Source organism: Mesorhizobium sp. M0998 (genome assembly GCF_040318885.1).
Lineage (GTDB): Bacteria > Pseudomonadota > Alphaproteobacteria > Rhizobiales > Rhizobiaceae > Mesorhizobium.
In genome coordinates this window covers 1-25,049 of the sequence record NZ_JAMYND010000018.1, presented here as the reverse complement: position 1 = coordinate 25,049, position 25,049 = coordinate 1, and the positions used below count along the sequence as shown (strand labels likewise).

Genomic DNA, 25,049 nt, shown 5'->3' with positions numbered 1-25,049 from the left:
GGAGAAGGCCGGCAGGGCGATGAGGGCGGCGCTGACCTCGATAGATTGCGCGGATAGCTTCCCCTCGAGAAACGGAAACACACGATGCAGCCTGACGAAACCTTGCTTCGCCTCGAGGCGATCCAGAAGCGGTTCGGCGGGCTTGTCGTGCTCAACAACATCGACATCGCCGTCGGAGCCAATGAGCTGATCGGGCTGATCGGTCCCAACGGCGCCGGCAAGTCGACACTGTTCAACGTAATTACCGCGCTCTACACCCCAACCCAGGGCCGTATCCGCTTCCGTGGCGAGGACATCACCGGCACGGCCCCGCATCGCATCTGCCGGCTCGGCATTGCCCGCACCTTCCAGCTGGTGCGCACGTTCCTGACCATGACGGCCTTCGAGAACATCATGGTAGGTGCCGTCTATGGCTCGGGCGGCCGCGTCAAGCATGCGACGGCAGCCGCCGAGGAGGCACTTGAACTGGTCGGGTTGACCGCCAAGCGCGATGTCCGCACCGCGCATATGACGTTGTCCGACCGGCGGCTGCTGGAGATCGCGCGAGCCGTTGCCTCCAGCCCGGGGCTGCTGTTGCTGGACGAACCGATGGCGGGGCTGAACCCGACCGAGATCCAGCGCACGGTCGATGTCATCCGCCGCGTGCGCACAGACAAGGGGGTCTCGATCCTGTGGGTAGAGCACAAGGTCGATGCCATCATGAAGGTATGCAGCCGGGTGATCGTGCTGGACCATGGCGAGAAGATCGCCGACGGCACGCCGCGCGAGATCGTCGCCAACCGCAAAGTGATAGAGGCCTATCTTGGCGAACCGGCTGCTTGACGTCACCAATCTGGAAGTCGCCTATGGCGACGTCGGAGCGCTGTGGGGCGTGTCGATCCACGTCGACGCCGGCAGCATCGTCGCCATTGTCGGCGCCAACGGCGCGGGCAAGACGACGCTGCTGAAGACCATCTCCGGTCTGCTGAAGCCGAAGCGCGGCGAGATCTTCCTCTCCGGCGCGCCGCTGGCCGGCAAGGCGCCGGAGGAGATCGCGGCGATGGGCATCGCGCATGTACCGGAAGGGCGCGGCCTGTTCCGGCAGATGACCGTGCTGGAAAACCTCGAGCTCGGCGCCTTCCAACCCAAGGTGCGGAAGCGCTTCAAGCAGTCGCTGGAGAAAGCCTACACGCTGTTTCCGCGGCTAAACGAGCGGGCAGGGCAGAAGGCCGGTTCGCTCTCCGGCGGCGAGCAGCAGATGCTGGCGATCGCGCGCGCCACCATGTCGGACCCGTCGCTGCTCATCCTCGATGAGCCGTCGCTGGGGCTCAGCCCGATCGTGGTGCAGCAGATGTTCGCGCTGATCGAGACCTTGCACAAGCAGGGCGTCACCATCCTCCTGGTCGAGCAGAACATCCATCAGGCACTGAAGGTCGCCGACTACGCCTTCGTGCTGAAAACCGGCGAGCTTGCCATGCAAGGCACCGGTGCCGAGCTCATCGCCGATCCCGAAATCCAGAAGGCCTATATGGGCGTGTTGGAGGTGCAATGATGCAGAACATTCCGCCTCCCGAAATCCTGCTGCAGCTGTCGCTCAACGGCGCGCTGGGCGGCGCCATGTACGGCGTTGCGGCGGTGGGCCTCAGCCTCATCTTCGGCACCATGCGGCTGATCTTTCTGGCGCAGGGCGCGATGATCATCCTGTCCGCCTATTTCGTACGGGCGCTGTTCTACGGCGTCGGCATCGACCCTTTCGCGTCGCTTCTGATCGTCGTGCCCGTCGGGCTCGTCGTCGGCTGGCTGGTCTACCAAGGCCTGTTTCGCCGCGCGGCGGCAGCGGAGGACCGCAACATCTCACTCTTGATCGCGGTCGGTCTGATGTTCCTGATCCAGAACCTGATGACGGTTATCTGGGGCGGCAACACCGCGGCCATCGTCACCTCCTACACGGCGAGCGGCATCGAGATTTTGGGCGTGCGCACCTCCTTCACCCGCTCGATGGGCTTCGTGATTGCGCTCGCCGGTACCGGCCTGGTGGTGCTATTCCTGCGCAAGACATTGGTCGGTAAGGCGGTGCGCGCGGCCTCCGAGGACATGAAGGCGGCGATGCTGATGGGCATCAGACCGCACCGCGTCAACGCCATCGCCTTCGCGATCGGCATCGCACTCGCCGGAGCGGCCGGCGTCGCGGTGGCGACGACTTTCCCGTTCAACCCGTTCGCCGGCTTCATCTTCAGCCTCAAGGCGCTGGTGGCGCTGGCGCTGGGCGGGATCGGCAATGTCGCGGGTGCACTTGCCGGCGGCATCATCCTCGGCCTGATCGAAGCCTATGTGCAGTATTTCATCTCGGGCGGCTGGACCAACGCCATCGCCTACGGCGTGTTCCTGGCGGTGCTGATGTTCAAGCCGGAAGGCCTGTTCAGCCGGCCCTACAAGAAGGCTTGAGCGTCATGATGAAGAAAGCCTTGCCGGAACAATTCTGGATTGGGATCGCAATTGCCCTGGTCGCTGCCCTCGCGCTGGCGCCGCTCCTGCCCGGCGCGATCGATTCTTATGCCTTCTCGTTCCTGTTCTTCGTTTTCATCTACGCCACTATGGCGCAAGGCTGGAACCTCGTTGCCGGCTTCGGCGGCCAGATCAGCCTCGGCAACCATGCCTTCTTCGGGCTCGGCGCCTACACCACCGCCATTCTGTGGAGCGGCAATTATCTCTGGGGCACGTTCTATGACGCCTATCCGCGGATCTACTATTTCGACCCGGTGACGATGATGCTGGGTGGGCTGGTCGCGGCCGTCGCCGCCATCATCATCGGCCTGCCGCTGCTGTCAAAGCTGCGCGGCGACTATTTCGCGCTCGGCACGCTCGGCTTCGGCGAGATCATCAAGGTGATGTTCATCAATGGCGGTGATTTCACCGGCGGCGCCTTCGGCGTCGTGGCGCCCGCCGGCACCTTCGATACGCTCTTGCCGCACTATCTGGTCGGGCTCGGCCTGATGGTGGGCACGGCGCTTGCCATCCGCTTGCTGATGCGCTCGCGCTACGGCCTGGCGCTGATCGCCGTGCGCGACGACGAGATGGCGGCTTCGGCCAACGGCATCGACACGCTGAGGGTCAAGGTCGCCGCCTTTGCTGGCAGCGCCTTCATCGCCGGCGTCGCCGGCAGCCTCTACACCTACTACATCTTCCATGTCGGCCCTGACTCCGTCTTCGACCTCGACTGGATGCTTTTGCCGCTGATGATGACGGTGGTCGGCGGCACCGGCACCCTGCTCGGCCCGATCCTCGGCGCCTTCGTCATGTACGCGGTGTTCGACCTGGCGCGCATCGTGGTGCCGGATTACCACCCGGTGATTTCGGGGCTGACCATCATCTTGGCGATGCTGTTCTTGCCGAAGGGGCTGATGCGGAGTTTGCGGGCAGGGCGGACGGCTTGAGGTCTGGGTACAGCCCTGTTGAAGCGTCAGCGCTGCAAGTCGGGAGTGAGAGCCCTCGAAAAATTATGGAAGGTGAGGATACAATGTGCCTCATATGGGCGCAAAACAATTTGCTGTATCTGATAAAGGTACGGCTAACAGCACCTTCCTAATGCACCACCATACGCACTCGCTCCCGCAAATCTCTCGGCGCCACGTCATACTTGCTTCTGAACGCCCGCGAAAAATGTGCGCTCGAATTGAACCCGCAGGCAAACGCGATTTCCGAGATGGAGGCTGAGGCGCGGGCGGGCGACAGCAGCTCCTCCTTGCTGCGCTCCAGCCGCCTATCCCACACGAACCGCTCCAGTGTGGTGCCTTCGCCTTCGAAGGCGCGGTGCAGATAGCGGCGGGAGCAGCCCATGTGGCGGGCTATGTCCTCGGCCGACAGGTTTGAGCGCGCCAGGTTGGCGTCGATATAGGCGACGATGCGTTCGCGCAGCGCTTCCAGCGGCGAGCGGCGGAAGTCCGGCGCCGTCGGCTTTGCCTGGATCAGTCCGTTGACGAGTTGTATCAAGCTTTCTCCGACACGGCGGCAGCCGGCCTCGTCGAGCTTGTGAGCGGTGCCGATCGCCATCTGCATCAGACCGGAAACGATATGGGTGAGGCTGTCGTCGTTGCCGGGCAACGGCACCGGCGCCGAGAGCCGCGCCAGCGTCCCGTCGCCGAAGGTCGAGCGCGGCACCTGCAGGATGAGCTGGTCAACATCCGACAGGTTTTGCAGCGAATAGCTGCGCATTGGATCATAGATGATCGCAGCGCGTGGGCCGAGATCGACCGCGACCTCCTGCTGCTCGAAGCGGCTGTGACCGCTGAGCTGCATCAGGATCTTGATCGCGTCGGGATCGAAGCTGCGCCAGAAGGTACGGTCGCTGACGACCAGATGCGACTTGGCCTTGATCTCGGAAAGCCGGCAGGAGCCGAGATGCACGGAAACGAGCTTCGGCAGCGACGGCGCCTCGCCGCGTGAGAAACGCTGGGTGATCGGGCCGAACAGCATCCGCGACGCAGATAGGAAAGCCTCGCCGTCGGCGACGCTCACGTGGTGGGCGATCATAGTCTCCTCCACATTCTCGTTGTTCCCGTCTTGTCGCGGGATTGTGACGCAGCGGCAGCGCCACGCCATCCTTAACATGATAAGCATCTTTGCCGCAACGGCGGAGGTGCTTCACGCCGCGCCGGACGAAGTCGGCCGGCATCCTGGTGTCCGCGTTACTGAAGGGCCCCATGCCGCTGCCGTGCGGAAAGGCCCGATCTTGCGGTCGAGCCGTTTCAAAGGCCGGTACCCGGTCGCCGTCGGCGAGATAGCCGTGCACGTCGGCGCGATAGCCGGTCCGCTCGGTGGCCAAGCACTGGAAGACACATTCATCAGGGCGTCCATGCCGGCACAGGGAAGGCGTTCCGCCTCGGTCTATTCGACTTCGGACGCGCGAGCACGGCCAGCAGATCGCCGCCGTTCTCCTCGGAGGACCCTTCATAGGTCCTCCGGATCAGATCGAATTGGCGCTCATCTCAGCCCCACTTCATCTCGCCCTTCGCGACCTTCGAGCCGATGTCGAGGGCGACGCCCATGCCGAGGCCTGGGAAGCGGGCCTCCATCGCGCTCTTCAGCGCCGCGGCGTCCGCGGCCTTGGCGAGTTCCTGCTCGAAGGCCAGAAGATAGGTCTTGGTGTATTCGACAGCGGAGATGTCGACCGGCGACTCAGGCGTCATGTGCCCCGGCACGACGACGGTCGGTTTGCGCGCTGCGATCTTGTCGAGATTGGCAATCCAGACCGCGCGTGATTCCCTGGTCGGGGTGTCGGCGGTCCAAACATGAACGCCGGCGAAGACCAGGACGCCGCCAAACACCGCGTTCAGCGAGGGCGCCCAGAGATAGCGGCGATTAGCGAGGCCCTCGGCGGCGACGAACTCCACCGTCTCACCATCCACAGTCAGTGACGGACCGTCAAACGCATCGGGCAGGACGATGTCGGCCAGCGTCTGCGGACCGTTCTCCTTCAGTTGGGGTCCCCATACATCGAGCTTCTTCTTGACCGACGCCTTGATCGCGGCAACCGTGTCCGAGGCGGCGACGACCTTGGCCTCGGGGAATGCCTCACGCACCGGCTTCAGGCCGAAATAGTAGTCCGGGTCCGACTGGCTGACATAGATCGTGGTCAGTTTCTTGCCGCTGGCCTTGATCTCTTCGGCCAGCGCGCGGCCGTCCGGATAGGTGAAGCCGCCGTCGATCAGCAGCGCCTCGGTGGCGCCGGAAAGCAGGACGGGGGCGCGGAAAAAACCGTTTGGGCCGGCCGGGAAATGCTTCCAGGCAAGTCCGGTTCCAGCCGCACGGCCGATATCGGCAGGGGCGAAGACGGCAGCGGCGCTGATGGCAAATGTGGTTTTCATGACTTGTCTCCTCGTAAGCATGTGGGTGTCCTCTCGGATTGGATGGCGCTGAAGAAATCGGGGTGCGCGCGATATTGAGATCGAGTCGGCCGGGTCCAGCCGCCGGATAAATTCAGGAAGCTCAGATAGGGCCGAGTGATCGTGGTGTGGACGATACCGTTCTCGCAGTCCCCGACATGGACCCACGGTCGTCCCGGCAACCTCGGTCCAGACCATGAACACCCCTGGCCGAACTTCCAGCGCCCGGTCGCGGACGGCCTCCGCCTTGGCGAACTTGGCCGCCTCCGGAGGCAAGCGCATGAAGGTGCCTCGGCATCGAACTGCAGATGGAAGGCGAGGTCGCCGAAGCGAGCCTCGTAGACGTGGCCCATTGCGGGAAAAGCCTCGATCGTCACTCTGCTTTTCCTCCTGCGCGGACCCGGTTGCCCGACGCACAGAAGGATGGACCGTTTCGATTGGACGATAAATATCGATGAATTGGATTCAATGTGAGGTATAAGCGCACAATCGGAGCAGGCGAGCATGGAAGCGATCAACCTCAACAGACTGGCGTACTTCGCGGCCGTGGTGGACATGGGCTCGTTCACTCGCGCGGCCGATCGGCTAGGCGTCAACAAGACAGTCGTCAGCCAACAGGTTGCGCGGCTTGAAGCGGAATTGAAGACAAGCCTGCTGCTGCGCACGACGCGCAGGGTCGAGCCGACCGAGGCAGGCCGGCAGCTTCACGCGCGATGCGTGATGATCCTGAGCGAGGCAGAAGAGGCCTTCGCCGAACTTGCCCAGACCAATGCTCAGCCGTTGGGCGTACTGCGGATCACCGCGTCCAACGATTACGGCGCGATCACCGTCGCGCCACTGGCAGCCGAGTTCTGTCGAATCTATCCGGCATGCCGGGTCGATCTCATCCTCTCGGACGCCAGGATGGATCTGGTCGCCAACCAGATCGACCTCTCGATTCGCGTAGGTTGGCTTACCGACTCCAGCCTGCAGGCGCGCCGGATCAGCTCATTCCGGCAATTTCTGGTCGCCGCGCCCGACATAGCCGGAGACTTGTCCCCGAGCGAGCCCGAGGAACTGTCCGGCCTCCCCTTTGTCGCGAATGTCGCGCTGAAGGAGCCGCTGGTGTGGCGGTTTACCCGGGGGGATCATGAACTGCGGACAGTCCGCATGAAGCCCGGCATGACGATCAACAGCACCCCGGCCGTGCTGGAGGCAACCCTAGCGGGCGCCGGTATGTCGATCCTTCCCGATTTTCTTGTCGGCGATCATATGGCGGCTGGCCGGCTGGTGCCGATTCTGCCTGCCTGGACGCTGCCTACCGGCGGCATCCACGCCGTGTATCCGGCCGGCCGGTTCCGCCCGCCCAAGGTTGCACGGTTCGTCGAGATGCTTTCTCAGAACGGCAGGCAGCGGCCTCGAAACCTCTTCCGCAACGGCTGATGTCTGCTCGCGGGCGTCGTCTCGCCACCGTGTACAGCGAAGTCGCCCCGAGTTCCTCTTTCGAGAAAGTCCGTCCAACGCCCTGAGCGTGTTCCGACCAGCCGGTCGAACCGATCGGAAACTGATCTTTGGGCAGCAGAAATCTGACCGCCGGCTATATGAGCCGCTCGCGGCATTGCGCGAGCGTCTTCGCTCTGCGGATATCCGGGCGGAGGGCAGCCGCTCGTTCCGCCCGATTTTGCGAGATTATGGCGCAAGGGCATGCCCGATGCATCCGTCGCGGAGATGCAAGGCTAAGGTTCGCCGGTGAGACGCGCCGTGATCAACCGTGCTGCCTTGATTGCTGCCCTGCCCTGTGTGGCTGCGGTCGCGTCGTCGACGCGTGAGACGGGCGAAGCCACCGCCAAGGTGCCGATCGGCTGGCCGTCAGCGCCGAGGATCGCCGCGGCGATGCTGTGCACGCCTTCCTCATAGCCCTGTGCGCTGCGAGAGTAACCGCGCCTGGCGGCAAGCCGTATCGCCTCCACAACCTTGTCCGGCCGCGTCACCGTATGCCGGGTGAACACCTGCAGCGGCTTTTTGAAATAGGCGCCGACCACATCCGGGCTTGAAGCGGCCAGGAAGGCGACGCCGGACGCTGTGCCGTGCAGCGGCAGCACCTGGCCAACATCGACATTGACGCGGTTGGCCTTGGTGGAAAGCTCAACATGGACGGTCAGCAGCGCCCCGGCGCTGAATTCCGACAGATGCACGGTCTCGCCGGTTTCGAGCGAAAGCTCTCGCGCCACAGGCGCCGCGACGCGGACGAAAGGGAAATGTGCGTCGCGAATGCGGGCCAGCCGCGACAGGCCGGCGCCCAGCCGGTAGCGGCGACTCTTCGGCTCCTGCTCGATCAGCCGGTGGTTGGAAAGCGCTACCAGCAGGCGCCTTGCGGTGGCTTTGTCGAGACCGGCCTTGCGGGCGAGGTCGGAGAGGCCGATCTCCGGTTCACCCACCGTGAACAGCTCCAGCAGCGAAACCGCCTTGCCGACTGTGCTCATTATCGATTCTCCGAGATACTTCGCGTGTGAATTAACTTGACAGCAGCCAACCCGCCTTGCAGTCTATAACATACAAAATGCTGGTTCAAATAGTGAACCAGATTGGAACGCGCGCGCCCCAAAATAATCGCGCGGCAGGGAGAGTTAAGCGCTGTGATGGCTGCCAGCAGAAGCGATTCGCATTCAACGACCATTGGTGAGCTGCTCGACCGCGAGCAGGCGCGCTTCAGTGACACGCATCCGCGCTCAGCGGCGGCCTGGGAAGAGGGCAAGCAGCGTTTCCTCTATGGCGGACCCTCGCACTGGATGCGGCGCTGGGCCGGCGGCTTCCCGGTTTATGCCGCGTCGGCCAGCGGCGCCCATATAAGAGACATCGACGGTCACGACTATGTCGACTTCGCCCTTGGCGACACTGGCGGCATGTGCGGCCACGCGCCGGAGGCGGTGACTTGCGCCGCACTGCGCCAGTTGCAGAACGGCACAACGATGATGCTGCCCACGGAGGACAGCCTGTGGGTTGGCACTGAGCTGCATCGTCGCTTCGGACTGCCCTACTGGACGCTGACCACCTCGGCCACCGACGCCAATCGCGGCGCCATCCGCATCGCCCGCATGATCACCGGCCGCGACAAGGTGCTGGTTTTTTCCGGCTGCTATCACGGCAGCGTCGAGGAAGCGCATGTCGAGATCCGCGACGGCCGTGTCGGCCTGCGCAACATGATCCATCCCAACGGTGTCGACCATTCGGCCGTATCGAGGGTGGTCGAGTTCAACGATGTCGCTGCGCTCGGAACGGCACTCTCGGCTGGCGACGTCGCCTGCGTGCTGACCGAGCCGCTGATGACCAATTTCGGCATGATCCCGGTCGCCGACGGCTTTCATGACGCCCTGCGCGAGATCACCCGCCGCACCGGCACGGTCTTGATCATTGACGAGACGCATACGATCTCCAGCGGACCCGGCGGTTATTCGTCCGAGCATGGGCTGGAGCCGGACATTCTGGTCGCCGGGAAGGCCATCGCCGGCGGCATTCCGGCCGGCATCTTCGGCGTCTCGCAGGCGATCGCCGAGCGGTTGTGGGCCATCGTGCCGATGGTCAATCCGCGCGTGCGCCAGTCGGCGCATCTCGGCATCGGCGGCACGCTGGCCGGCAACGCACTCACCGTAGCCACGATGCGCGCTGTGCTGGAAGAGGTGCTCACGCCCGCCAACTTCGAAATCATGATCGGCAGAGCCTCGCGGCTGGCGGAGATGGCACGTGGCATCATAAACGCCAATAAGTTGCCGTGGCATGTGACGCAGATCGGCGCCCGCGCCGAGATCATGTTCATGCCCGATCCGCCGCGGAACGGCGCCGACGTCATCGCCGGCCGGCGCGGCGATCTCGAGACGCTGCTGCACGCCTTCTACATGAACGAGGGCATATTGGTGACGCCCTTCCACACCATGTTCCTGATGTGTCCGGCGACGACCGAGGCCGATGTCGACCGCCACGCCGAGGTCTTCACCCGTTTCATTGATCTCGTGCGTGGCGCCGGAGTCGTCTGAGCGATGGCGAAACCATTCGATCTCAGCGGCAAGGTGGCGCTGGTGACCGGCGGCGGACGCGGCATCGGTGCTGCGATCGTCACCCGCTTCGCCGAGGCCGGTGCTAGTGTCGTCATCGCCAATCGAACGTTCGATATGGCAAAAGCGCTGGCCGCCGAATTGTCCGCCCGCAAGCTTGATGTGCGTGCGGTTCCGCTTGCTGTGCTCGACCGCGCCAGGCTGCACGCACTGGTCGGCGACATCGTACGTCAGGCGAGCCGGCTCGACATCGTCGTCCACAATGCCGGCGGCTGTCCCTGGGCCTCGATTGAGGATCTTGACGAGGACAAGCTCGATGAAGCGCTGGCGCTTAACCTCAAGCCTTGCTTCTGGCTGGCGCAGGCAGCAGTGCCGGTGATGCGCAAGAACGGCTTCGGCCGCATCCTTGTCACCTCTTCAGTGTCGGCGCGCTTGGCGATGGCCGGCGGCGCGCATTACTCGGCCGCCAAGGCCGGCGTCAACGCCTTCATTCGGGGTGCCGCCTTCGAATTCGCGCGCGACGGCATTACCGTCAACGGTGTCGAGCCGGGCTTCATAGCCAAGCCGGGCAGGGGCACGATGAGCGCGCCGGAAGTTGCCGGGCGCCTCGGCCAACACATCCCCGTTGGCCATCTCGGCGAGGCGGACGACATTGCCTATGCCATGCTCTACCTCGCCTCGGAGCAGGCCAAATACACTACCGGCCAGACGATCGTCGTCGACGGCGGCTCAACGCTGCCGGAAACCGGCTTCGCCGTCGAGCGCCATTGGGGGCTGACATGAGCCGATGCCTCGAAGGCCGCAAGGCGCTGATCACCGGTGCTGCCACCGGAATGGGCCGCGCCACTGCCGAATTGTTCGGCCGGCACGGCGCCGAAGTCATCGCCTTCGGCCTCGGCGGTGAGGGACTGGACGGCGCCGTCAAGGCGAGCGGCGGTGCCGCCGTGCTCGGCGACATCACCAGCGCAGACGATGTCGCACGTGCTATCGACGCCTGCGGCGGGTGTCTTGATATCGTCGTAAACGCCGCCGGAGTGATGATCCTCGACGAGCCGGAGAGCCTGAGCGATGAGACCTGGGCGCGCAGCTTTGCGGTCAATGTGACGGGCGCCATGATGGTCTGCCGCGCCGCACTGCCGCTCATGAAAAAGCGCGGCGGCGCGATCGTCAACATCGCCTCCGTCGGCGCCTTCAACGCCAGCGGCCAAAATGCCGCCTATTCGGCCAGCAAGGCAGCACTCGTCTCCTACACCCGCTCGCTCGCCTTTGCACATGGCCCCGACGGCATCCGCGCCAACGCGTTGGCGCCTGGCTGGGTGCGCACGCCGATGAGCGTCTACGAAATGGAAGTGGCGGCAGCGGCCAACGGCTCGACGCCCGACGAGGAGTTCACCGCGCTCACCGGCCGTATTGCGCTCAGGCGTGTCGCCGAACCGTCTGAGATCGCCAACTGCTGTCTGTTCCTGGCTTCCGATGCCGCCTCCTTCGTCACCGGTGCTGTGCTCGTCGCCGACGGCGGCGGCCGTGCACCAACGCAAAACAGGGCAGTGTGATGCGACCTGACCAGTGAGGCTTGTCACAGGCGAATGGCCAGGATACCGGCGCTCTGATAAGCGGCGCCACTTGTCTCACGCTGCTGCCTCTACCGACATTCAGATAGGGAAGACCGCGTTGATTTGCCCCGCCGCGCTTTTGGCTGCAATTCAGGCAGCCACGATGGCGCCAACGGTCGAACAGGCCAGGACTTGCTTTACACCCGCGTTCATAAACACCCAGAACGCGCGGCGATGGCAGGAATGGTCGATATGGTCGCGCGGATTGCCGTGCGAATACATGCACAACGCGCGTTTCGCTTTGCCTTCCGCGGTAATCGAGGCATCTGAACAGAAAGCATATCCGACAATATTGCCGCGGACTGCCTTCCGGACGCCCACATAGGTGAACAAGTACGCTCCCGTGGTGAACCCGACCCAAAGCGCTTCTCCCACTGGCGAAGAGACTGCACCATCAAGGTCCGGTGTCAAACACCCAGTTTCGAACCGGCTCTCAGACCGCCTGCTGCTGGAGCCGCATGTTCTCGCGGTACAGGCTGATGTGGTCCTTGAAAATACCGCCGACACAATCCTGGAAGGTCGGCAGCGTCGCGATGTCGATGGCGGCGCCCTTGGCAAACCAGGCGATGATCTCGTCGGATTCCGTCATATACTGTCCCGGCGTTAGCTCGACAGTTGGAAAGCCGACCTTGGGCAGGTGCGCGGCGAGCTTCTCTGTGATCTGGCACTTCTCTTTGCTGCCCTGTTCGACCAGCCGGATGTCGACCTGGTCGAGCAGTCTCGCCTCAAGCAGGAACACGCGAACCTTCATGCAGAACGGGCAGCCATGGAGCAGGTAGACGATGGGCTTGAACACGGTATTGGTCATGGCAAATGCCTTTTGCCGGATGCACTGCGGGTTGGCCGTGGGGCGGCTATGCGCGCTCGAATATGCCGCCGCATGACCCCGTTCGGCCGCCGGCGTTGCAAGCGCACCGGCAGGCCGATATTCAGACATGCGGAATGATCAAGCCAAAACAGCGATTTCCGCTGCGAAGTCGCGATAGGAGCGCAGCGGGCGACCCAGCATGCCGGTCAATCGATCAACATCCCCTGCCTCAGGGACCATGCCAACCACAAGGAAGCGCTCGGCCATGAGACGCATGTCGAGCGCCATCCAGCTCGGTGCGTAATTTCGGAGGTTTTGCTCGAACCCAGCGGTATCGTCGCCGCCATAGTGGATCGTCCGCCCAAGAACATTCGACCAGATGGCGGCGACATCGGCACCGGTCAGCGTGTCGGGACCAACGACATTGATCCGCTTGAGAGGAAGCGGCTCGCTTGCCTGCTCACGGCGAACCAGCTCGATGGCTGCGATCTCACCGAGATCGCGCGCGTCGACCATCGCGATGCCTTTGTCACCGATCGGCATCGGATAGACACCGTGACCGAGCACCACGTCCTTCACCGAATAGTCGTTGTTGATGAAGTATGCAGGCCGCAGGATGGTGGCGTTGAAGCCCAGCTGCTCCAGCATGCGTTCGACACTGAACTTACCGGCGAAATGCGGCACGTTCACGTAGATGTCGCTGTGAAGCACGGACAGATAGACGATCCGCTTGATCCCGGCCTCATGGGCCAGATTGAGGGCGATCAGCGCCTGGGTAAACTCGTCGGGCACCACGGCGTTGAGCAAGAACAGGGTGGACACGCCCGAGAAGGCCGTGCGCAGCGCATCGACGTCAAGCAGATCGCCTTCGGCGAGGGCAACGGCGGCTGGTAAATTGGCCTTCGAGGGATCGCGGACGAGCGCGCGCACATTAGCGCCGCGCTTGATGAGCTGATCGACGACATTGCGGCCGACGGTTCCGGTTGCACCGGTGACGAGGATAGTCATGTGGTCACTCCTGCTTTTATCAGATCGTTAGCGCTATTTAGGAGTCCACAAACGCACCGGAAGCTGCCATTTGTAGACACCCTGTCTCACTGGTGGAACACATGGACCTGCTCGCCCTAGCCGACTTCAATCTGGTTGCACGTCATGGTGGATTCGGGCGAGCCGCGCGCGCCACAGGGCGCCCCAAGGCGACGCTCTCGCGGCGCGCCGCAGAACTGGAGAATAGCTTGGGCCTACGCTTGTTCGAGCGCGGGGCGCGTACCCTGAAGCTCACGCAGGAGGGAAAGGACCTGCATGAGCGAACCAGTCGCTTGCTGACGGAAGTGGAGGAGACGGCCGCAGCGATTGCGTCGGGAGACCGGGAACCGCGTGGAAATTTGCGGATCAGTGCACCGTTGCTCTTCTCTCAACTTGCGATGGGTAAGCTGGCGGCAGGCTTCTCGCTCAAATATCCCGACGTTATCCTTGAAGTCACGACCGAAGACCGTGCAGTCGACATGGTCGAAGAAGGGTATGACCTGGCCATTCGCGTCAATCCGCGTTCCGATGAAAGCCTGGTGGGACGGGTCTTCATGCGTGATCGGCTTGTGATCGTGGCGAGCCCGCAAGTGGCGAGACCGCGAGACGGAGACGCCGCTCCCGCTGTCGTGCGGAGCTCGGACAGAGGACTCTCGTTGTGGAATATCAAACCGGACACGGGGCCGACGACGATCGCGTTCACCCCGGTGCTCAGCCTGTCGTCGATCATCATGGTTCGCGATGCGGTCGTCATGGGCGTGGGTGCGGCACGGTTGCCGGTATCGCTCGTGAGTCATGATCTGGCCGCCGGCACGTTGGTGCATTGGGGGGACGTGGATGGTCCCGATACGGCACTGTGGACGCTCTACCCGTCGCGGCGCCTGTTGAATGCCCGCGTTTCCGCCTTTCTCGACCATCTGAGAGGAGCGTTCCCAAAAGGAACTCCCGACGAATTGGCAGCGTTCATTCGGATTTGAAGCCGCCACGGTTACCTTCTGTCGGCCAACGCCATCACCCACGTCGCGGGCCAGCTTGATCCAATAACGCAAGCGACGACCGCCAGAAGGTGGCTGCTGCAGTCCGATGAACTACAGCAGCCGACGCATCAGCCCGCAAGCCGCGGATAGTCCGTGTAGCCGGCCGCGCCACCGCCATAGAAGGTGGATGGATCGGGCTCGTTGACGGGCGCGCCCAACCGCAGACGCTCGACGAAGTCGGGATTGGCCAAAGCCCAACGGCCGATCGAGGTCATGTCTGCCTGGCCCGAGACGATGTCCTGGTCCAGGGCTTCGCGTGTGCGGCCAAGCCGCAGCACCATCAGGGTCGTGGGCCACGCACGGCGGATGTCGGCGAGGAACTCGTCGCCCCCGCCATACATCAGATGGAGATAGGCCAGCTTCAGTGGTGCCAGCGCGGCGACCAGTTCGCGATAGAGCGCAGGACTCTCCGGACCTTCATCAAGCCCGCCCAAAGGCAGGCCTGGCGAAAGGCGGATAGCGGTGCGATCGGCGCCGATCTCATCGGCGACAGCCTGCGCCACTTCGACGGCGAACCGAATGCGGTTAGCGATCGGCCCGCCATAGGCGTCGGTCCGGTGATTGGCGTTCGGCGCAAAGAACTGATGGACGATATAGCCGTTGGCGCCGTGAATCTCGACGCCGTCGGCGCCGGCATCGATAGCCAGCCGCGCGGCCCGCCGGAAGTCCTGCACCGTGGCGGCGACTTCCTCGGTCGTCAGCGCGCGCGGCTCGGGGATGGGCTGCATGCCGCTCGCAGTGAACATCTGCTCACCGGGCGCGACGGCCGATGGGGCGACGGGCTGACGGTGATGCGGCGTGTTGTCCGGGTGCGACATGCGGCCGACATGCATGAGCTGCAGGAAGATCTTCGCGCCTTTTGCGTGAACCGCATCGGTGACCTTGCGCCAGCCGGCGACATGTTCGGGTGCGTGGATCCCCGGCGTCGCGAAATAGCCCTGGCCATCGGCCGAGGGTTGCACACCCTCGGTTATCAGCAGGCCAAGGGAGGCGCGCTGGGCGTAGTATTCAGCGGCGTGCTCGCCCGGTACGCCGTTGAACTCGGCACGGCTGCGAGTCATCGGGGCCAAGGCCAGGCGGTGGGGCAGGTCCATTTGGCCCACGCGGACCGGACTCCAGATAGTCGTCATGATAAACTCCTTGAAAGTTGAAAACTTGGTGATCAGCGGGTGAAATCAGCGACGATCTTGCCGGGTGCGTGGCCGGTGCGATTGCGCTCGATTGCGGAAGCCAAATCATCGAAGCCCACCACGTCGGCGATCGTCGATCGCAGGGCGCCGACGGCGACCTGCTGGGCGATCGCGGTCAGGCGCGCGGTATCAGGTTTGTTCGATAAAAAGACGCCGCGGCGGCCTGGCGGCGTACGTGATGCGAGGTCCGTGGCGGCGATGCTTACGAGAAGGCCATCGGGCGACAGGACTGCCCAGGAGCGGTTCACGACCTCACCACCGACGAGGTCGACGACGAAATCGATGTCGCGCGCAAGCAGCTCGAAGTTCTGCTGCCGATATTCGATCACCTCGTCCGCGCCGAGCGCCCGGACATGTGGCAGGCTATTGGTCGAGGCCGTGGCAAAGACCGTCGCTCTGGCCGCCTTGGCGAACTGGACGGCAAAGCCGCCCACGCCGCCGGCTGCGCCATGGATCAGCACCCGCCGTCCGGAGAGGTCGAAATCCGCCGCCTGAATGACATGCCAGGCTGTCATCGCCGCCACCGGAATGGCCGCCGCCTCCACGTCGGACAGTGATGCCGGCGTCAGGACGAGCTTCTCGGCGTTGATGACCAGATGGTCGGCGTAGGCTCCGACGCCACCGATGGCGGCCATAACCCGATCCCCGGGCTTCACGCCTGTGACGCCGGGGCCGGTCCGAAGCACGACGCCGGCCATTTCGATGCCAAGCGTCGCGGGCAGGGTCAGCTTGAAGCGCTCGCGGAGGTAGCCTTCACGGATTTTCCAGTCGATACCGTTTACCGCGGCGGCCTTGACCGACACCAAGACCTCGCCCGGACCCGGCTCGGGCGCGGATACGCTATCGACTGTCAGCGATTCGGGGCCGCCATAGGCTTGAAGACGTAAGGCTCGGCCGGGGGCAAGCGGTTCGGATGTGGAGGCCCCGCGCTTGAGATCAGCGGATTGGATCATGTAGGTTCTCCTTCTTGGCAGAAGGTATGCGTTCGAAATCCGCGCCATAAGTCATCGAAATAAGACAGTCTGTCTCGCTGGAGAGACACCTAATGGCCTTCCGGCGTCTCCAATTTCGTATTTGTGGCCTTATCCGTACGGTGCTTTTCGGCCAGGCGGAAAAGCGGTCGGCCGACGGCGACCTTGTAGCGGCGCGTGATCGGGCTCGTCGATCATCAGCGCCAGGATCAGATGGGCCATGAGCCAGCTTCGGACGAGCCGCTCATCGCGTGCAGGAAGCTTATGGGTGCCCATGCCGCTCTTGAGCCGCTTGAAGGCGAGTTCTGCCAGTGTCTCGATCGAATACTAACCATAGCCTTCGGCCGGGTCCGCAGAGTGCACAGCCGCCGATCTCCATTGGCCGTCGGGCGCCCGTCCTCAGCCGGCGTGATATTCGAGCATGATGTCGATCAGCGCTCTGACTTTGCGTGGCGGGAAGTCGCCGGGAGGACGCACCACATAAAGCCCTGCCGCGACCACCGTGTGGTCGGCAAGCAGGGGGATGAGCGCACCGGAGGCGATGTGGGGCTCGATCAGGAAATCCGGCAGGGCCGCCACGCCGAGTCCGGCCAGCGCCGCCGAAAGCAGCGCTTCGCCGTTATCCGCCTTGAAACGACCGTGAGGATGGACCGCGATCGTTTTGCCTCCCTCGACGAACCGCCATGCTTCGGTCCCCTGCAACAGGCACTCGTGATCCGCGAGTTGGCCAAGCGTTTGCGGTGCCCCATGCCCGGCGACATAGGCGGGGCTGGCGACAAGCATGCCGGATATGGGCCGAATGCGTCTGGCGATCAGGCTCGAGTCAGGCAGAAATCCCGCCCTGATTCCCGCGTCGAAGCCCTCGGAAATCAGATCCACGAAACGATCGCTGTAGGCTGCATGAACATGCAGCAAGGGATGGCGTCGAGCGAGTTCGGCAAGAACCGGGGCGACAAGCCTCGGCCCGCCAGACAGGGGCGCGGCGATACGCAGCAGCCCGCGCACCGCGCCATCGGGTGCTATTGCATCCTGTGCCGCCTCGAACTCGCCGAGGATGCGAGTGGCGTGGTCGCGGAACGTCGCGCCGGCCTCCGTCAAGGCGGCGCCGCGAGTCGTGCGAGAGAGCAACTGGCTTCCGAGCGTTTCCTCCAGCCGAGCCAGTCGGCGGCTGACGACGGATTTTGCGACGCCCAGCCGCCGCGCGGCAGGCGATATGCCTCGCCCCTCCGCGATCTCCACGAAAGTCCTGACGTCCTCAATCTCCATAGCGTTCCGCTTTCAGCAACAATCAATCGCAAAACCGGAGGCTATCTTAAGCCGACAAGGAACGCCATCCTTTGTGGGTCAGTTCATCCGGCATAGCCGCGCCGGACCAACCCCATGGAGAAATAGATGAGCGTGCAAGACGTGTGGAAATACGAAGAATCTGCGCTGGTGCTGATCGACTACCAGCCGGAAATGTTCAGCCAGATCCGATCCGAAACGCCGGCCAACCTGGTCGAGCTCAACGTGCGGCTACTGATCAGGGCTGCACGGGCTTTCGACATGCCCATTATTCTCTCGACGGTCGGTGCAAACATGGGTGTCAACGGCCCCACGGTTCCGGCGATCCTCGCCGAACTGCCCGGCATCGAGGTGATCGATCGCTCGACAATGAACTCGTGGGAAGATCCGGCCTTTCGCGCCGCGGTCGAGAAGACCGGCCGCAAACGGCTGATCATCGGTGCCCTCTGGACCGAGATCTGTCTTGCTTTCCCGGTCATCGATGCGCTCAAGGACGGCCATGACGTGGCTTTCCCGGTCGACGCCGTCGGCGGTCGGTCGCAGCTTGCCCACAGCACGGCGATCCAGCGGCTCACTCATGCCGGGGCGGTCCCCAGTACGGCCTTGGCTGTCGTTACCGAACTCTTCCGCGACTGGGCGGGGCCGGTGGCCGACAAGGCCCGCACGCTGGTGTACTGGTATTACGAGGAGCTTGCGAAGCTGCAGGGTCCGGCCGCAAAGGCCGCCTGAAGCGCCAGGCCGAGCACGGTTGGAGCGGCGGGGACGCCTCTGACAGGGCCGATTTTTCCCGCCTGTTCTATCGGCAGCACCGGCGAGCCCCGCATAGTCGGCTCTCCCGCCGCCAATCTCCCTATTTTCGAAAAGGACGATCAAAATGAAAACTCAAACCGGCGCCGTTCGCGGCCCCATCAATCGTTGGAGCCTGGCGCTGTGGATCGCACAGGCGCTCCTGGCTCTCCTCTATCTGGCAGCCGGTGGCGCGAAACTGACACAGCCCATCGACGCGCTCGCCGCGAGCATGAGCTTCGTCACCCATGTACCGGAAGCCGTCACACGGCTGATAGGCACTCTCGAAGTGCTGGGCGCTGTCGGTCTCATCCTGCCGGCCGCGACGCGGATCAAGCCTTGGCTGACGCCGCTGGCGGCTGTCGGGCTTTCACTCATACAGGTGGGGGCGATCATCACGCATGCGCTGCTCGGCGAGACGGCCAAGATGCTGCCCATCAACCTGACGCTGCTCGCCTTGTCCTTGTTCATTGCTTGGGCCCGGCTGCGGAAAGCCAAGATCCCGGCTCGCTGAGCATGGCGAGTCACGAAGAGGGTAGGCCGGCCCGCCACTCGCGGATCACGACCCGTTGACGCAGACATCTACCGACATCGAGCCCCTGGAGCTTCAAAATGCAGTTCGGAATCTTCTCTGTCAGCGACGTAACGCGCAACCCGATCACAGGCGTCACGCCGAGCGAGGCGCAGCGGATCGATGCGATCGTCAAGATCGCGAAGCGGGCGGACGAGGTCGGGCTCGATGTCTTCGCCATCGGCGAGCACCACAACCCACCCTTTTTCTCGTCCTCGCCGACGACTCTGCTCGCCCATATCGCCGCGCAGACGCAGCGCATCATCCTCAGCACCGCCGTGACGCTCATCACGACCAACGACCCGGTGAAGATCGCGGAAGACTACGCGATGCTGCAGCATCTCTCGAAGGGGCGGACGGACCTGATGCTCGGCCGCGGGAATACAGTGCCGGTCTATCCCTGGTTTGGGAAGGACATGCGTGACGGTGTCGCACTGGCGCTCGAGAACTACAATCTGCTCCACAAGCTGTGGCGCGAGGACGTTGTCGATTGGCAAGGCAAATTCCGGACCCCGCTGCAAGGCTTCACGTCGATCCCGCGTCCGCTCGACGACGTTCCTCCCTTTGTCTGGCACGGCTCGATCCGCACTCCGGAGATCGCCGAGCAGGCGGCTTTTTACGGGAACGGCTATTTCGCCAACAACATCCTTGCGCCCAACCTGCACTTCCTGCCGCTGGTGAACTTCTACCGCGAGCGGTTCGAGCATTACGGACATGGCACCAAGGAGCAGGCCGTCGTCGGGCTTGGTGGCTATGCCTTCATCGCGAAGCGCTCGCAGGACGCATACGACCGATTCCGGCCCTATTTCGAAGGCAGCCCCATCTACGGAAAGACCTATCGGCTGGAAGAATATTCGCGCGATACGCCGCTCAGTGTTGGCAGCCCGCAGGAGGTCATCGACAGGACGCTGAGCTTCCGGGAAGCCTTCGGCGACTATCAGCGGCAGCTGTGGGTTCTCGACGCCATGGGGCTGCCGCTGGAGATGGCTCTCGAGCAGGTCGAGCTGCTGGGCACTGAGGTGGTGCCCGTGCTCCGCAAGGAGATGGCGGCGCGACGCTCGCCGGGCGCCGCCAGAGCCCCGACGCACCGGAGCCTGGTGGAAGTCAAGTATGGAGACCAGCCGCCGCGCCAGCCGCGTCCGAATGCCAATCGCGGAGACAACCTGACGGATGTCCGGCCGTATCACGATAACGACAAAAGCGAATCGGCCCGCTCTCCGTTGGTCGTGGGGCAGGCCGCCCGGTCCGGCAATGTCGCAAAGCGGTAGGCCCCCGGTGGTGTCTTCAGGGAAAGGATTAGAGAGATGACGAAGACCATCGAGAACAGGGGGAAGCCCATACGGCTCGTCGTGGTGAACGCAGGCGTAAATGATCCCTCCACAACGCGGATGCTGGCCGACCGCATCGCACAGAAGAGCATCGAACGTATCACTGGTACGGGAAAGACCGCCGTCCTTAGCGTCATCGACCTGGCTCCGCTTGCAGTCGATATTGCGCGTGCCGTGGTGGCCGGATTTCCCGAGGCCAAGGTGCAGTCCGTAATCGAAACGCTTGCCGGCGCCGATGCCGTCGTTGCCGCCACGCCAGTCTACAAGGCCGGTGTCAGCGGGCTGTTCAAGTCGTTCATCGATATCCTCGACAACGACTTGCTCATTGCCAAACCGGTGATCCTCGCCGCGACGGCCGGCACCGCCCGCCATGCGATGGTCGCGGACGCGCAGATGCGCCCACTTTTCGCGTTTCTGCGCACTTTTCCCGTGCCGACGTCGATCTTTGCTGCCCCGGAGGATTGGGGGTCGCCGGAGCTCGGCGGTCGCATCGATCGAGCTGCTACCGAGCTCACCCAGTTCCTGTTGAGTGGCACCAGCCGATCCATCGCGGACGCGGCATGGAAAGGCTATCAACACCAGTTCGCAGGCAATGCGGCGCGCGCGGAGCGCAGCGCTGCCGATGTCAATTTCGACACCGATCTGATGAAGCTGGCCGCAGGAGGGACGGCTGTAGAGCGGATGATCGTCAGAGGCTGAGGGAGCTGAATCTCCTTGCCCAATCCTTTGGCCTAGTTACCGCTTGCGGCCGCATCTGCATGCACAGGAAGAAGATCAACGTCTCGACCGTGCTCGCCGGTCAGAGGCTGGGAATCAAGGAGATCGACGACGGCATTTGGCTCGTCAGCTTCATGCATTACGATCTCGGGTATATCGACTTGGAACAGAGGACCTTGCAGACCATCGACAACCCGTTCGGCACGAGGTTGTCACCCATGTCTTAAGTACAATCTGTTACCCATGTCTCCGGGTTGGACAAGGTAGTGATGGTAGCGGGAGAGGGATACCGCCAATACAGTGCGGCCACTGAATTCGTTTGCTAACCCGATTGACCGCTCAAATGCGGATGTTCGCAGGGATATCCGCGAACCTCATTGTTCGCCGCCGCGTCCAGTTAGGCTGGGGAACCTGGACGGCAGTCCAAGTTGATTTGACGCCTTGAAATCATATAAATCTCTGTAGTTATTGGCCTTTTTCACCCAAATTTGTAACACACAGGCCGTCCATGTGGAGCAATTATGGCGCGTTCAAGCTACCTTTTACGGCGTGGGGCGTCCTACTATGCTCGCGCTCGCGAGCGGCGCCGAAGGGGATGAAGCGGCCGGCGAAGCAATGGGTGAAGCCTGGCATCATCGGCCGCGTGAAGCATCTGCGCGGCGAGGAGGATCTGCGGCACGCGTCGTTGCAGGATTTTCGGGAGGATTAATCCCCTTTCTTTTTGCGGCTGCAGAAATCCTTGACCATTTGCCATTTCGTCGGTTCGGACGCAAAGCCCTTATGCCATTGCTCATAGTCCTTCGGGTCCGGGAGCAATTCCTGCACCTCTGGCGCGGAATAGTCAGCCTTGGCAACTTTCGGCAACCGCCAGAAAATGTGATGCCAATATTTCCTGCGAACCCCTTGGCCGTGCTTAGTCAGGGCCTCGGCCAACTCTTTGCAAAAATGAATGCAATCGTGGCAATAGCTTTCAATCGCAAAAAGCATCTGTTTGTATGTCTCATCCGCACCACCTTCGAACGGAATGCCGAGATAGCGGATCAGGATTTCATCGTCTGGCCTCGCAGGCCCTTCGTACCATTTCGCTATCATGTCGTTTCGGGCCGTTGTCGATGTGTTGAGTGCGTCAATCGCAGTACTCACCGCGATCACTAGCGACAGCGTTTTCGTATCGAGCGTGAGTTTTTCAAAGACTATGGTCTCCAACCGATCCATCGGCACTTTCGAGATCGGCAGGGTATGCAAGTCTGCCTGAAACAGAAATTTCTCCGGTTGCTCGGCTTCCTTCGCTGCCTGCCTTTTCTCCATGAACTCAGCGAACTGCTTTTCCATTTCGCGGAACCGGGCAAGCATCGCAACCAAATGCTGCTTCTTCAGCGCCATAAAGCTGTTTCCGATTGAGAAACACAGCGCTTGCGCGGCGTTCACGGCTCTCAACGTAGCCACTACTTCTCGACGCTGATCTCGGCGAAAAATTGCGACCTGCGCCCCCCATGCGCCGGCATATGAGGCTGCTGCACCCGCCACCACCACGGGCACGAAATTGGGGCTGGAAATTAGAGTATGCCAAAGGCTTGTAACCTGGCTCATGGGAACAGCAACTCGTTTAGCATCGTCACTGCTCCCGGATCGGTCTTGTCTTTATTGGCTTTGAGCAATTTCCAATAAAAGTCCGCCACGTCCAAGTCTGTCATGACACCCTCCCACATGGCTATTTACGATGGCGATTTCGATAAGGTCCTCGGTTTCGGCCGGCGTGAAATCAGTGAACTTATTGAGTTGAACAGTTACCGGAACCTCAGATGAGCGTCCACTGCGTTGGACCTGGACCAAGAACTTGCTTCCGAAATTATTCTCGCAAGTTGGGGATAACAGCGTCAGTAACTAGCATCAGGCGATGACAACTTGTATCTTCCGCCGCATGGCTGGATGCACTGCACCAATAAGAGGCCACATACGCGGCGGCGGAGCGGACTGCCCAGTGTGCGGCCCCCGCTATCGCGGCTATAGGTCGTCTTACACCTCGCCCTATATCCCGTCCTACACAGCTTCTTACTCATCGTCGGGAAGCAGTGGAGGCGGTCGGAGTAGCGGTGGCGGGTCTCGTCGTACCGCAAAGCCACGCTGGTCAGGATCTGGCTCGAGCCAGTTCTACACGCCTGAAGAAGTGCGGGCGCTCACCCCTATCCGCGAAACCGTAGAAAGACGAGCGCCGCTACCCGATCTTCGGCACATCTTCTTGTGCCACGCATGGGACGATCGGCAGGGGGCCGCCAAGGATCTGAATGACCTTCTCGTTGGGCAAGGGGTGTCGGTTTGGTTTAGTGAGAATGACATCGGACTTGGTGAGCCATTTCTCCGCGCTATCGACAAGGGGCTGGCGAAGTCGCGGATTGGGATCGTGCTAGTGACTCCCTCTCTGCTGAAGCGCCTTCCGTCTGGGGGCGTCGCAGACAAAGAGCTTTCGGTGCTCCTGCAGCGCGATCAACTTGTTCCCATCATCCATAACACCACCTATGACGCTCTCCGCGAAGTCAGCCCTATGCTCGCCTCGCGGAACGGGCTGGACACAGCAGAAATGCCGATGACAGACGTAGCGGCCAAGCTAGCTGAACTGGTCACCACCTAGCGTCAACGCGCCGGGTGGGCGCACTGGCGCCCGGTGCCAGAGCCTTCGCGAGCATCACTCTAAAACGGCTTGCCTGCGCGCATCATGGCCCGAGCAATCGCCAGTTGAGTTTCAGTCCTGGCGTTCTCCTTCTGGGTCACATTGTCCGCCGCGATCAGCCGCCTCAGGGATCGCAGGACTTCGCCTCGTGTCCAACCCACTTCAAGCATGCAATCGACGATGGCTTGAAAACCGGGTTCCATCGCCTCCTGGCAGTCGATAACGCGGTCTGGATATTCGCCCGTTCGTTTTGGTTTACTGATCATCTCGTCCCCGCCAAATGCCTGTCACCGTGTTCGCAATGCTCGAAACAGAAGCAGTGCGATGGCTGTCTCGGGCTTTGCAAATCCGAACGGCGCACACTTCGTGCATCCCTCGAACTGGTAGACGTGGTTTTCGATCCGCGCGGGTGGGCGCGGGACCGCCGTCATTGCTTCGGCAAGCCGGGCAGGTTCATCACTCATGGCTAAAAGATTCCATAAGCCGCCTTGACGTTCAAGGAAAATGTTCCTTTTCTGTTCTCATGGCGCACGATCCAATCGACACGCTGGGCAAGGCGACCCGGCACAATATGCTCGTCAAGGCGGAATGTAGCTGCGGCAATGTCCGCTACTGCCGTTCGGCCGATCTGACAGCGCGTCTCGCATTGGAGGCGAGCCGGGCTGCAAAGGGCGATATACGACGCTCGCCGTTTTGATTTGCGGTGGCTCTCCGGGCCGAATGAAATCGCGGACTATGAGCTGCCGATCCCCCTCGAAAACTACGACAGAGCCTTCCGCCGAGATTCGTAAACGCGACTCCGAGCGCGCTGAGCACATCCGATTGGCCGGCGGGCCCAAGCCATCCCCCCGAGAGCGCGCTGTCGCATTTGCCCGTGAAAAGGGTGAAGTGCGGACGCGCGACTTGACTGAGATCGGAGTTTCCCCCTGCTATCTGGCCCACAGGCGCGGCGAGGGGCTGCTCATCAAGGTATGCTACGGGACCTATCGCGCCATAGATCGCGAGCCGGCCTCAATGACACGCTGTTCTCGACACTGGCCGAGGCCGGCAGCGCCATCAACTCATGGAAGGAGGATTACAATCCTGTTTCATAACACCCATCTGTCTATGTCGTTGAAGTGAATAGGTTTTGCTGATCTGGATGCGATCCCGTGGGGTATT

At 62.5% G+C, this 25,049-nt stretch carries 25 protein-coding genes and 1 pseudogene; 15 read left to right on the top strand and 11 right to left on the bottom strand.

Going from position 1 to position 25,049, the window contains the following annotated elements; all coding sequences use genetic code 11:
* Window positions 1-84 precede the first annotated feature (84 nt).
* The 4 genes from NKH59_RS18325 to NKH59_RS18310 are packed head-to-tail and all read left to right on the top strand — an operon-like array spanning window position 85 to window position 3,413.
* Window positions 85-822 carry an ABC transporter ATP-binding protein gene (locus NKH59_RS18325; protein WP_027027454.1) on the top strand — a complete coding sequence of 246 codons (738 nt, stop codon included), beginning with the start codon at window positions 85-87 and terminating at the stop codon, window positions 820-822.
* Entirely contained in the window at window positions 803-1,531 is a 729-nt protein-coding gene (locus tag NKH59_RS18320; protein WP_502908709.1) for an ABC transporter ATP-binding protein, read from the top strand. Before NKH59_RS18325 ends, NKH59_RS18320 begins: the two co-directional genes overlap by 20 nt.
* Window positions 1,528-2,424, top strand: a complete 897-nt coding sequence (locus NKH59_RS18315; protein ID WP_353012900.1) for a branched-chain amino acid ABC transporter permease — start codon at window positions 1,528-1,530, stop codon at window positions 2,422-2,424. Before NKH59_RS18320 ends, NKH59_RS18315 begins: the two co-directional genes overlap by 4 nt.
* A gap of 5 nt (window positions 2,425-2,429) precedes the next feature.
* Window positions 2,430-3,413, top strand: a complete 984-nt coding sequence (locus NKH59_RS18310; RefSeq protein ID WP_352767259.1) for a branched-chain amino acid ABC transporter permease — start codon at window positions 2,430-2,432, stop codon at window positions 3,411-3,413.
* Between the two features lie 148 nt (window positions 3,414-3,561).
* On the opposite strand, the gene NKH59_RS18305 is transcribed toward NKH59_RS18310, so the two are convergent.
* Complete coding sequence (locus NKH59_RS18305) at window positions 3,562-4,509, bottom strand: helix-turn-helix domain-containing protein (RefSeq protein WP_352767497.1); 948 nt, start codon at window positions 4,507-4,509, stop codon at window positions 3,562-3,564.
* Window positions 4,510-4,964: 455 nt separating this feature from the next.
* Complete coding sequence (locus NKH59_RS18300; protein WP_352539269.1) at window positions 4,965-5,864, bottom strand: MBL fold metallo-hydrolase; 900 nt, start codon at window positions 5,862-5,864, stop codon at window positions 4,965-4,967.
* 501 nt (window positions 5,865-6,365) lie between these two features.
* On the opposite strand from NKH59_RS18300, the gene NKH59_RS18295 reads away from it, so the two are divergent.
* Window positions 6,366-7,283 (top strand): LysR family transcriptional regulator, encoded by a 918-nt coding sequence (locus NKH59_RS18295; RefSeq protein WP_352469662.1) that lies wholly within the window; start codon window positions 6,366-6,368, stop codon window positions 7,281-7,283.
* A 293-nt stretch (window positions 7,284-7,576) separates the two neighbouring features.
* On the opposite strand, the gene NKH59_RS18290 is transcribed toward NKH59_RS18295, so the two are convergent.
* Entirely contained in the window at window positions 7,577-8,323 is a 747-nt protein-coding gene (locus NKH59_RS18290; protein WP_353012904.1) for an IclR family transcriptional regulator, read from the bottom strand.
* A gap of 156 nt (window positions 8,324-8,479) precedes the next feature.
* Here NKH59_RS18290 and NKH59_RS18285 point away from each other — a divergent pair, with 156 nt between their 5' ends.
* From NKH59_RS18285 to NKH59_RS18275, 3 genes are read left to right on the top strand one after another with little or no spacing between them, the layout of a single operon-like run.
* On the top strand, window positions 8,480-9,871 hold the full coding sequence (locus NKH59_RS18285; RefSeq protein WP_352539266.1) for a transaminase: 1,392 nt from the start codon (window positions 8,480-8,482) through the stop codon (window positions 9,869-9,871).
* Between the two features lie 3 nt (window positions 9,872-9,874).
* Entirely contained in the window at window positions 9,875-10,672 is a 798-nt protein-coding gene (locus tag NKH59_RS18280; RefSeq protein WP_352539265.1) for an SDR family oxidoreductase, read from the top strand.
* A complete protein-coding gene (locus tag NKH59_RS18275) occupies window positions 10,669-11,442 on the top strand; it encodes an SDR family NAD(P)-dependent oxidoreductase (RefSeq protein WP_352767268.1) in 774 nt (257 codons plus the stop codon). The genes NKH59_RS18280 and NKH59_RS18275 overlap by 4 nt, the downstream gene beginning before the upstream one ends.
* A gap of 150 nt (window positions 11,443-11,592) precedes the next feature.
* On the opposite strand, the gene NKH59_RS18270 is transcribed toward NKH59_RS18275, so the two are convergent.
* The 3 genes from NKH59_RS18270 to NKH59_RS18260 form a co-directional block, all read right to left on the bottom strand.
* Entirely contained in the window at window positions 11,593-11,835 is a 243-nt protein-coding gene (locus NKH59_RS18270) for a hypothetical protein (protein ID WP_352469668.1), read from the bottom strand.
* Window positions 11,836-11,935: 100 nt separating this feature from the next.
* On the bottom strand, window positions 11,936-12,310 hold the full coding sequence (locus NKH59_RS18265; protein WP_352685387.1) for a glutathione S-transferase N-terminal domain-containing protein: 375 nt from the start codon (window positions 12,308-12,310) through the stop codon (window positions 11,936-11,938).
* A 138-nt stretch (window positions 12,311-12,448) separates the two neighbouring features.
* Window positions 12,449-13,318: an NmrA/HSCARG family protein gene (locus NKH59_RS18260; RefSeq protein ID WP_352469670.1), complete on the bottom strand. Its 870-nt coding sequence runs from the start codon at window positions 13,316-13,318 to the stop codon at window positions 12,449-12,451.
* A gap of 101 nt (window positions 13,319-13,419) precedes the next feature.
* Here NKH59_RS18260 and NKH59_RS18255 point away from each other — a divergent pair, with 101 nt between their 5' ends.
* Entirely contained in the window at window positions 13,420-14,313 is an 894-nt protein-coding gene (locus tag NKH59_RS18255) for a LysR family transcriptional regulator (protein WP_352469671.1), read from the top strand.
* A gap of 128 nt (window positions 14,314-14,441) precedes the next feature.
* On the opposite strand, the gene NKH59_RS18250 is transcribed toward NKH59_RS18255, so the two are convergent.
* The 3 genes from NKH59_RS18250 to NKH59_RS18240 all read right to left on the bottom strand — a co-directional run bounded on the left by NKH59_RS18250 (window position 14,442) and on the right by NKH59_RS18240 (window position 17,800).
* Window positions 14,442-15,503: an alkene reductase gene (locus tag NKH59_RS18250; RefSeq protein ID WP_352469672.1), complete on the bottom strand. Its 1,062-nt coding sequence runs from the start codon at window positions 15,501-15,503 to the stop codon at window positions 14,442-14,444.
* A gap of 32 nt (window positions 15,504-15,535) precedes the next feature.
* Window positions 15,536-16,564 (bottom strand): NADP-dependent oxidoreductase, encoded by a 1,029-nt coding sequence (locus NKH59_RS18245; RefSeq protein ID WP_352539261.1) that lies wholly within the window; start codon window positions 16,562-16,564, stop codon window positions 15,536-15,538.
* A 369-nt stretch (window positions 16,565-16,933) separates the two neighbouring features.
* The gene (locus NKH59_RS18240) at window positions 16,934-17,800 is read right to left on the bottom strand and encodes a LysR family transcriptional regulator (RefSeq protein ID WP_352539260.1); all 867 of its coding nucleotides are present in this window, start codon (window positions 17,798-17,800) and stop codon (window positions 16,934-16,936) included.
* A 126-nt stretch (window positions 17,801-17,926) separates the two neighbouring features.
* Between NKH59_RS18240 and NKH59_RS18235 the strand changes: the two genes are divergently transcribed.
* From NKH59_RS18235 to NKH59_RS18215, 5 genes and pseudogenes are all read left to right on the top strand, one after another.
* Entirely contained in the window at window positions 17,927-18,547 is a 621-nt protein-coding gene (locus NKH59_RS18235; protein WP_352767278.1) for an isochorismatase family protein, read from the top strand.
* Between the two features lie 145 nt (window positions 18,548-18,692).
* Complete coding sequence (locus NKH59_RS18230) at window positions 18,693-19,118, top strand: DoxX family protein (protein WP_352767280.1); 426 nt, start codon at window positions 18,693-18,695, stop codon at window positions 19,116-19,118.
* 98 nt (window positions 19,119-19,216) lie between these two features.
* Window positions 19,217-20,443, top strand: a complete 1,227-nt coding sequence (locus NKH59_RS18225; RefSeq protein ID WP_352994470.1) for a CE1758 family FMN-dependent luciferase-like monooxygenase — start codon at window positions 19,217-19,219, stop codon at window positions 20,441-20,443.
* A gap of 36 nt (window positions 20,444-20,479) precedes the next feature.
* A complete protein-coding gene (locus NKH59_RS18220) occupies window positions 20,480-21,202 on the top strand; it encodes a CE1759 family FMN reductase (protein WP_352469679.1) in 723 nt (240 codons plus the stop codon).
* Window positions 21,203-21,234: 32 nt separating this feature from the next.
* A pseudogene (locus tag NKH59_RS18215) lies at window positions 21,235-21,447 on the top strand (transposase); the annotation flags it as partial.
* Window positions 21,448-21,925: 478 nt separating this feature from the next.
* Here the strand turns inward: NKH59_RS18215 and NKH59_RS18210 are convergent.
* A complete protein-coding gene (locus NKH59_RS18210) occupies window positions 21,926-22,810 on the bottom strand; it encodes a hypothetical protein (protein WP_353022676.1) in 885 nt (294 codons plus the stop codon).
* A 649-nt stretch (window positions 22,811-23,459) separates the two neighbouring features.
* Here NKH59_RS18210 and NKH59_RS18205 point away from each other — a divergent pair.
* Window positions 23,460-23,849 carry a toll/interleukin-1 receptor domain-containing protein gene (locus tag NKH59_RS18205; RefSeq protein ID WP_353022674.1) on the top strand — a complete coding sequence of 130 codons (390 nt, stop codon included), beginning with the start codon at window positions 23,460-23,462 and terminating at the stop codon, window positions 23,847-23,849.
* 59 nt (window positions 23,850-23,908) lie between these two features.
* On the opposite strand, the gene NKH59_RS18200 is transcribed toward NKH59_RS18205, so the two are convergent.
* Window positions 23,909-24,154: a hypothetical protein gene (locus NKH59_RS18200; protein ID WP_353022672.1), complete on the bottom strand. Its 246-nt coding sequence runs from the start codon at window positions 24,152-24,154 to the stop codon at window positions 23,909-23,911.
* Window positions 24,155-25,049: the final 895 nt, after the last annotated feature.

Bases quoted from the DNA above. Each gene is read 5' to 3' on its own strand.
- NKH59_RS18325 (WP_027027454.1), top strand. From the start codon at position 85: ATGCAGCCTGACGAAACCTTGCTTCGCCTCGAGGCGATCCAGAAGCGG.
- NKH59_RS18315 (WP_353012900.1), top strand. From the start codon at position 1,528: ATGATGCAGAACATTCCGCCTCCCGAAATCCTGCTGCAGCTGTCGCTC.
- NKH59_RS18310 (WP_352767259.1), top strand. From the start codon at position 2,430: ATGATGAAGAAAGCCTTGCCGGAACAATTCTGGATTGGGATCGCAATT.
- NKH59_RS18305 (WP_352767497.1), bottom strand. From the start codon at position 4,509: ATGATCGCCCACCACGTGAGCGTCGCCGACGGCGAGGCTTTCCTATCT.
- NKH59_RS18300 (WP_352539269.1), bottom strand. From the start codon at position 5,864: ATGCTTACGAGGAGACAAGTCATGAAAACCACATTTGCCATCAGCGCC.
- NKH59_RS18295 (WP_352469662.1), top strand. From the start codon at position 6,366: ATGGAAGCGATCAACCTCAACAGACTGGCGTACTTCGCGGCCGTGGTG.
- NKH59_RS18290 (WP_353012904.1), bottom strand. From the start codon at position 8,323: ATGAGCACAGTCGGCAAGGCGGTTTCGCTGCTGGAGCTGTTCACGGTG.
- NKH59_RS18285 (WP_352539266.1), top strand. From the start codon at position 8,480: ATGGCTGCCAGCAGAAGCGATTCGCATTCAACGACCATTGGTGAGCTG.
- NKH59_RS18280 (WP_352539265.1), top strand. From the start codon at position 9,875: ATGGCGAAACCATTCGATCTCAGCGGCAAGGTGGCGCTGGTGACCGGC.
- NKH59_RS18275 (WP_352767268.1), top strand. From the start codon at position 10,669: ATGAGCCGATGCCTCGAAGGCCGCAAGGCGCTGATCACCGGTGCTGCC.
- NKH59_RS18265 (WP_352685387.1), bottom strand. From the start codon at position 12,310: ATGACCAATACCGTGTTCAAGCCCATCGTCTACCTGCTCCATGGCTGC.
- NKH59_RS18260 (WP_352469670.1), bottom strand. From the start codon at position 13,318: ATGACTATCCTCGTCACCGGTGCAACCGGAACCGTCGGCCGCAATGTC.
- NKH59_RS18255 (WP_352469671.1), top strand. From the start codon at position 13,420: ATGGACCTGCTCGCCCTAGCCGACTTCAATCTGGTTGCACGTCATGGT.
- NKH59_RS18250 (WP_352469672.1), bottom strand. From the start codon at position 15,503: ATGACGACTATCTGGAGTCCGGTCCGCGTGGGCCAAATGGACCTGCCC.
- NKH59_RS18245 (WP_352539261.1), bottom strand. From the start codon at position 16,564: ATGGCGCGGATTTCGAACGCATACCTTCTGCCAAGAAGGAGAACCTAC.
- NKH59_RS18240 (WP_352539260.1), bottom strand. From the start codon at position 17,800: ATGGAGATTGAGGACGTCAGGACTTTCGTGGAGATCGCGGAGGGGCGA.
- NKH59_RS18235 (WP_352767278.1), top strand. From the start codon at position 17,927: ATGAGCGTGCAAGACGTGTGGAAATACGAAGAATCTGCGCTGGTGCTG.
- NKH59_RS18230 (WP_352767280.1), top strand. From the start codon at position 18,693: ATGAAAACTCAAACCGGCGCCGTTCGCGGCCCCATCAATCGTTGGAGC.
- NKH59_RS18225 (WP_352994470.1), top strand. From the start codon at position 19,217: ATGCAGTTCGGAATCTTCTCTGTCAGCGACGTAACGCGCAACCCGATC.
- NKH59_RS18220 (WP_352469679.1), top strand. From the start codon at position 20,480: ATGACGAAGACCATCGAGAACAGGGGGAAGCCCATACGGCTCGTCGTG.
- NKH59_RS18210 (WP_353022676.1), bottom strand. From the start codon at position 22,810: ATGAGCCAGGTTACAAGCCTTTGGCATACTCTAATTTCCAGCCCCAAT.
- NKH59_RS18200 (WP_353022672.1), bottom strand. From the start codon at position 24,154: ATGATCAGTAAACCAAAACGAACGGGCGAATATCCAGACCGCGTTATC.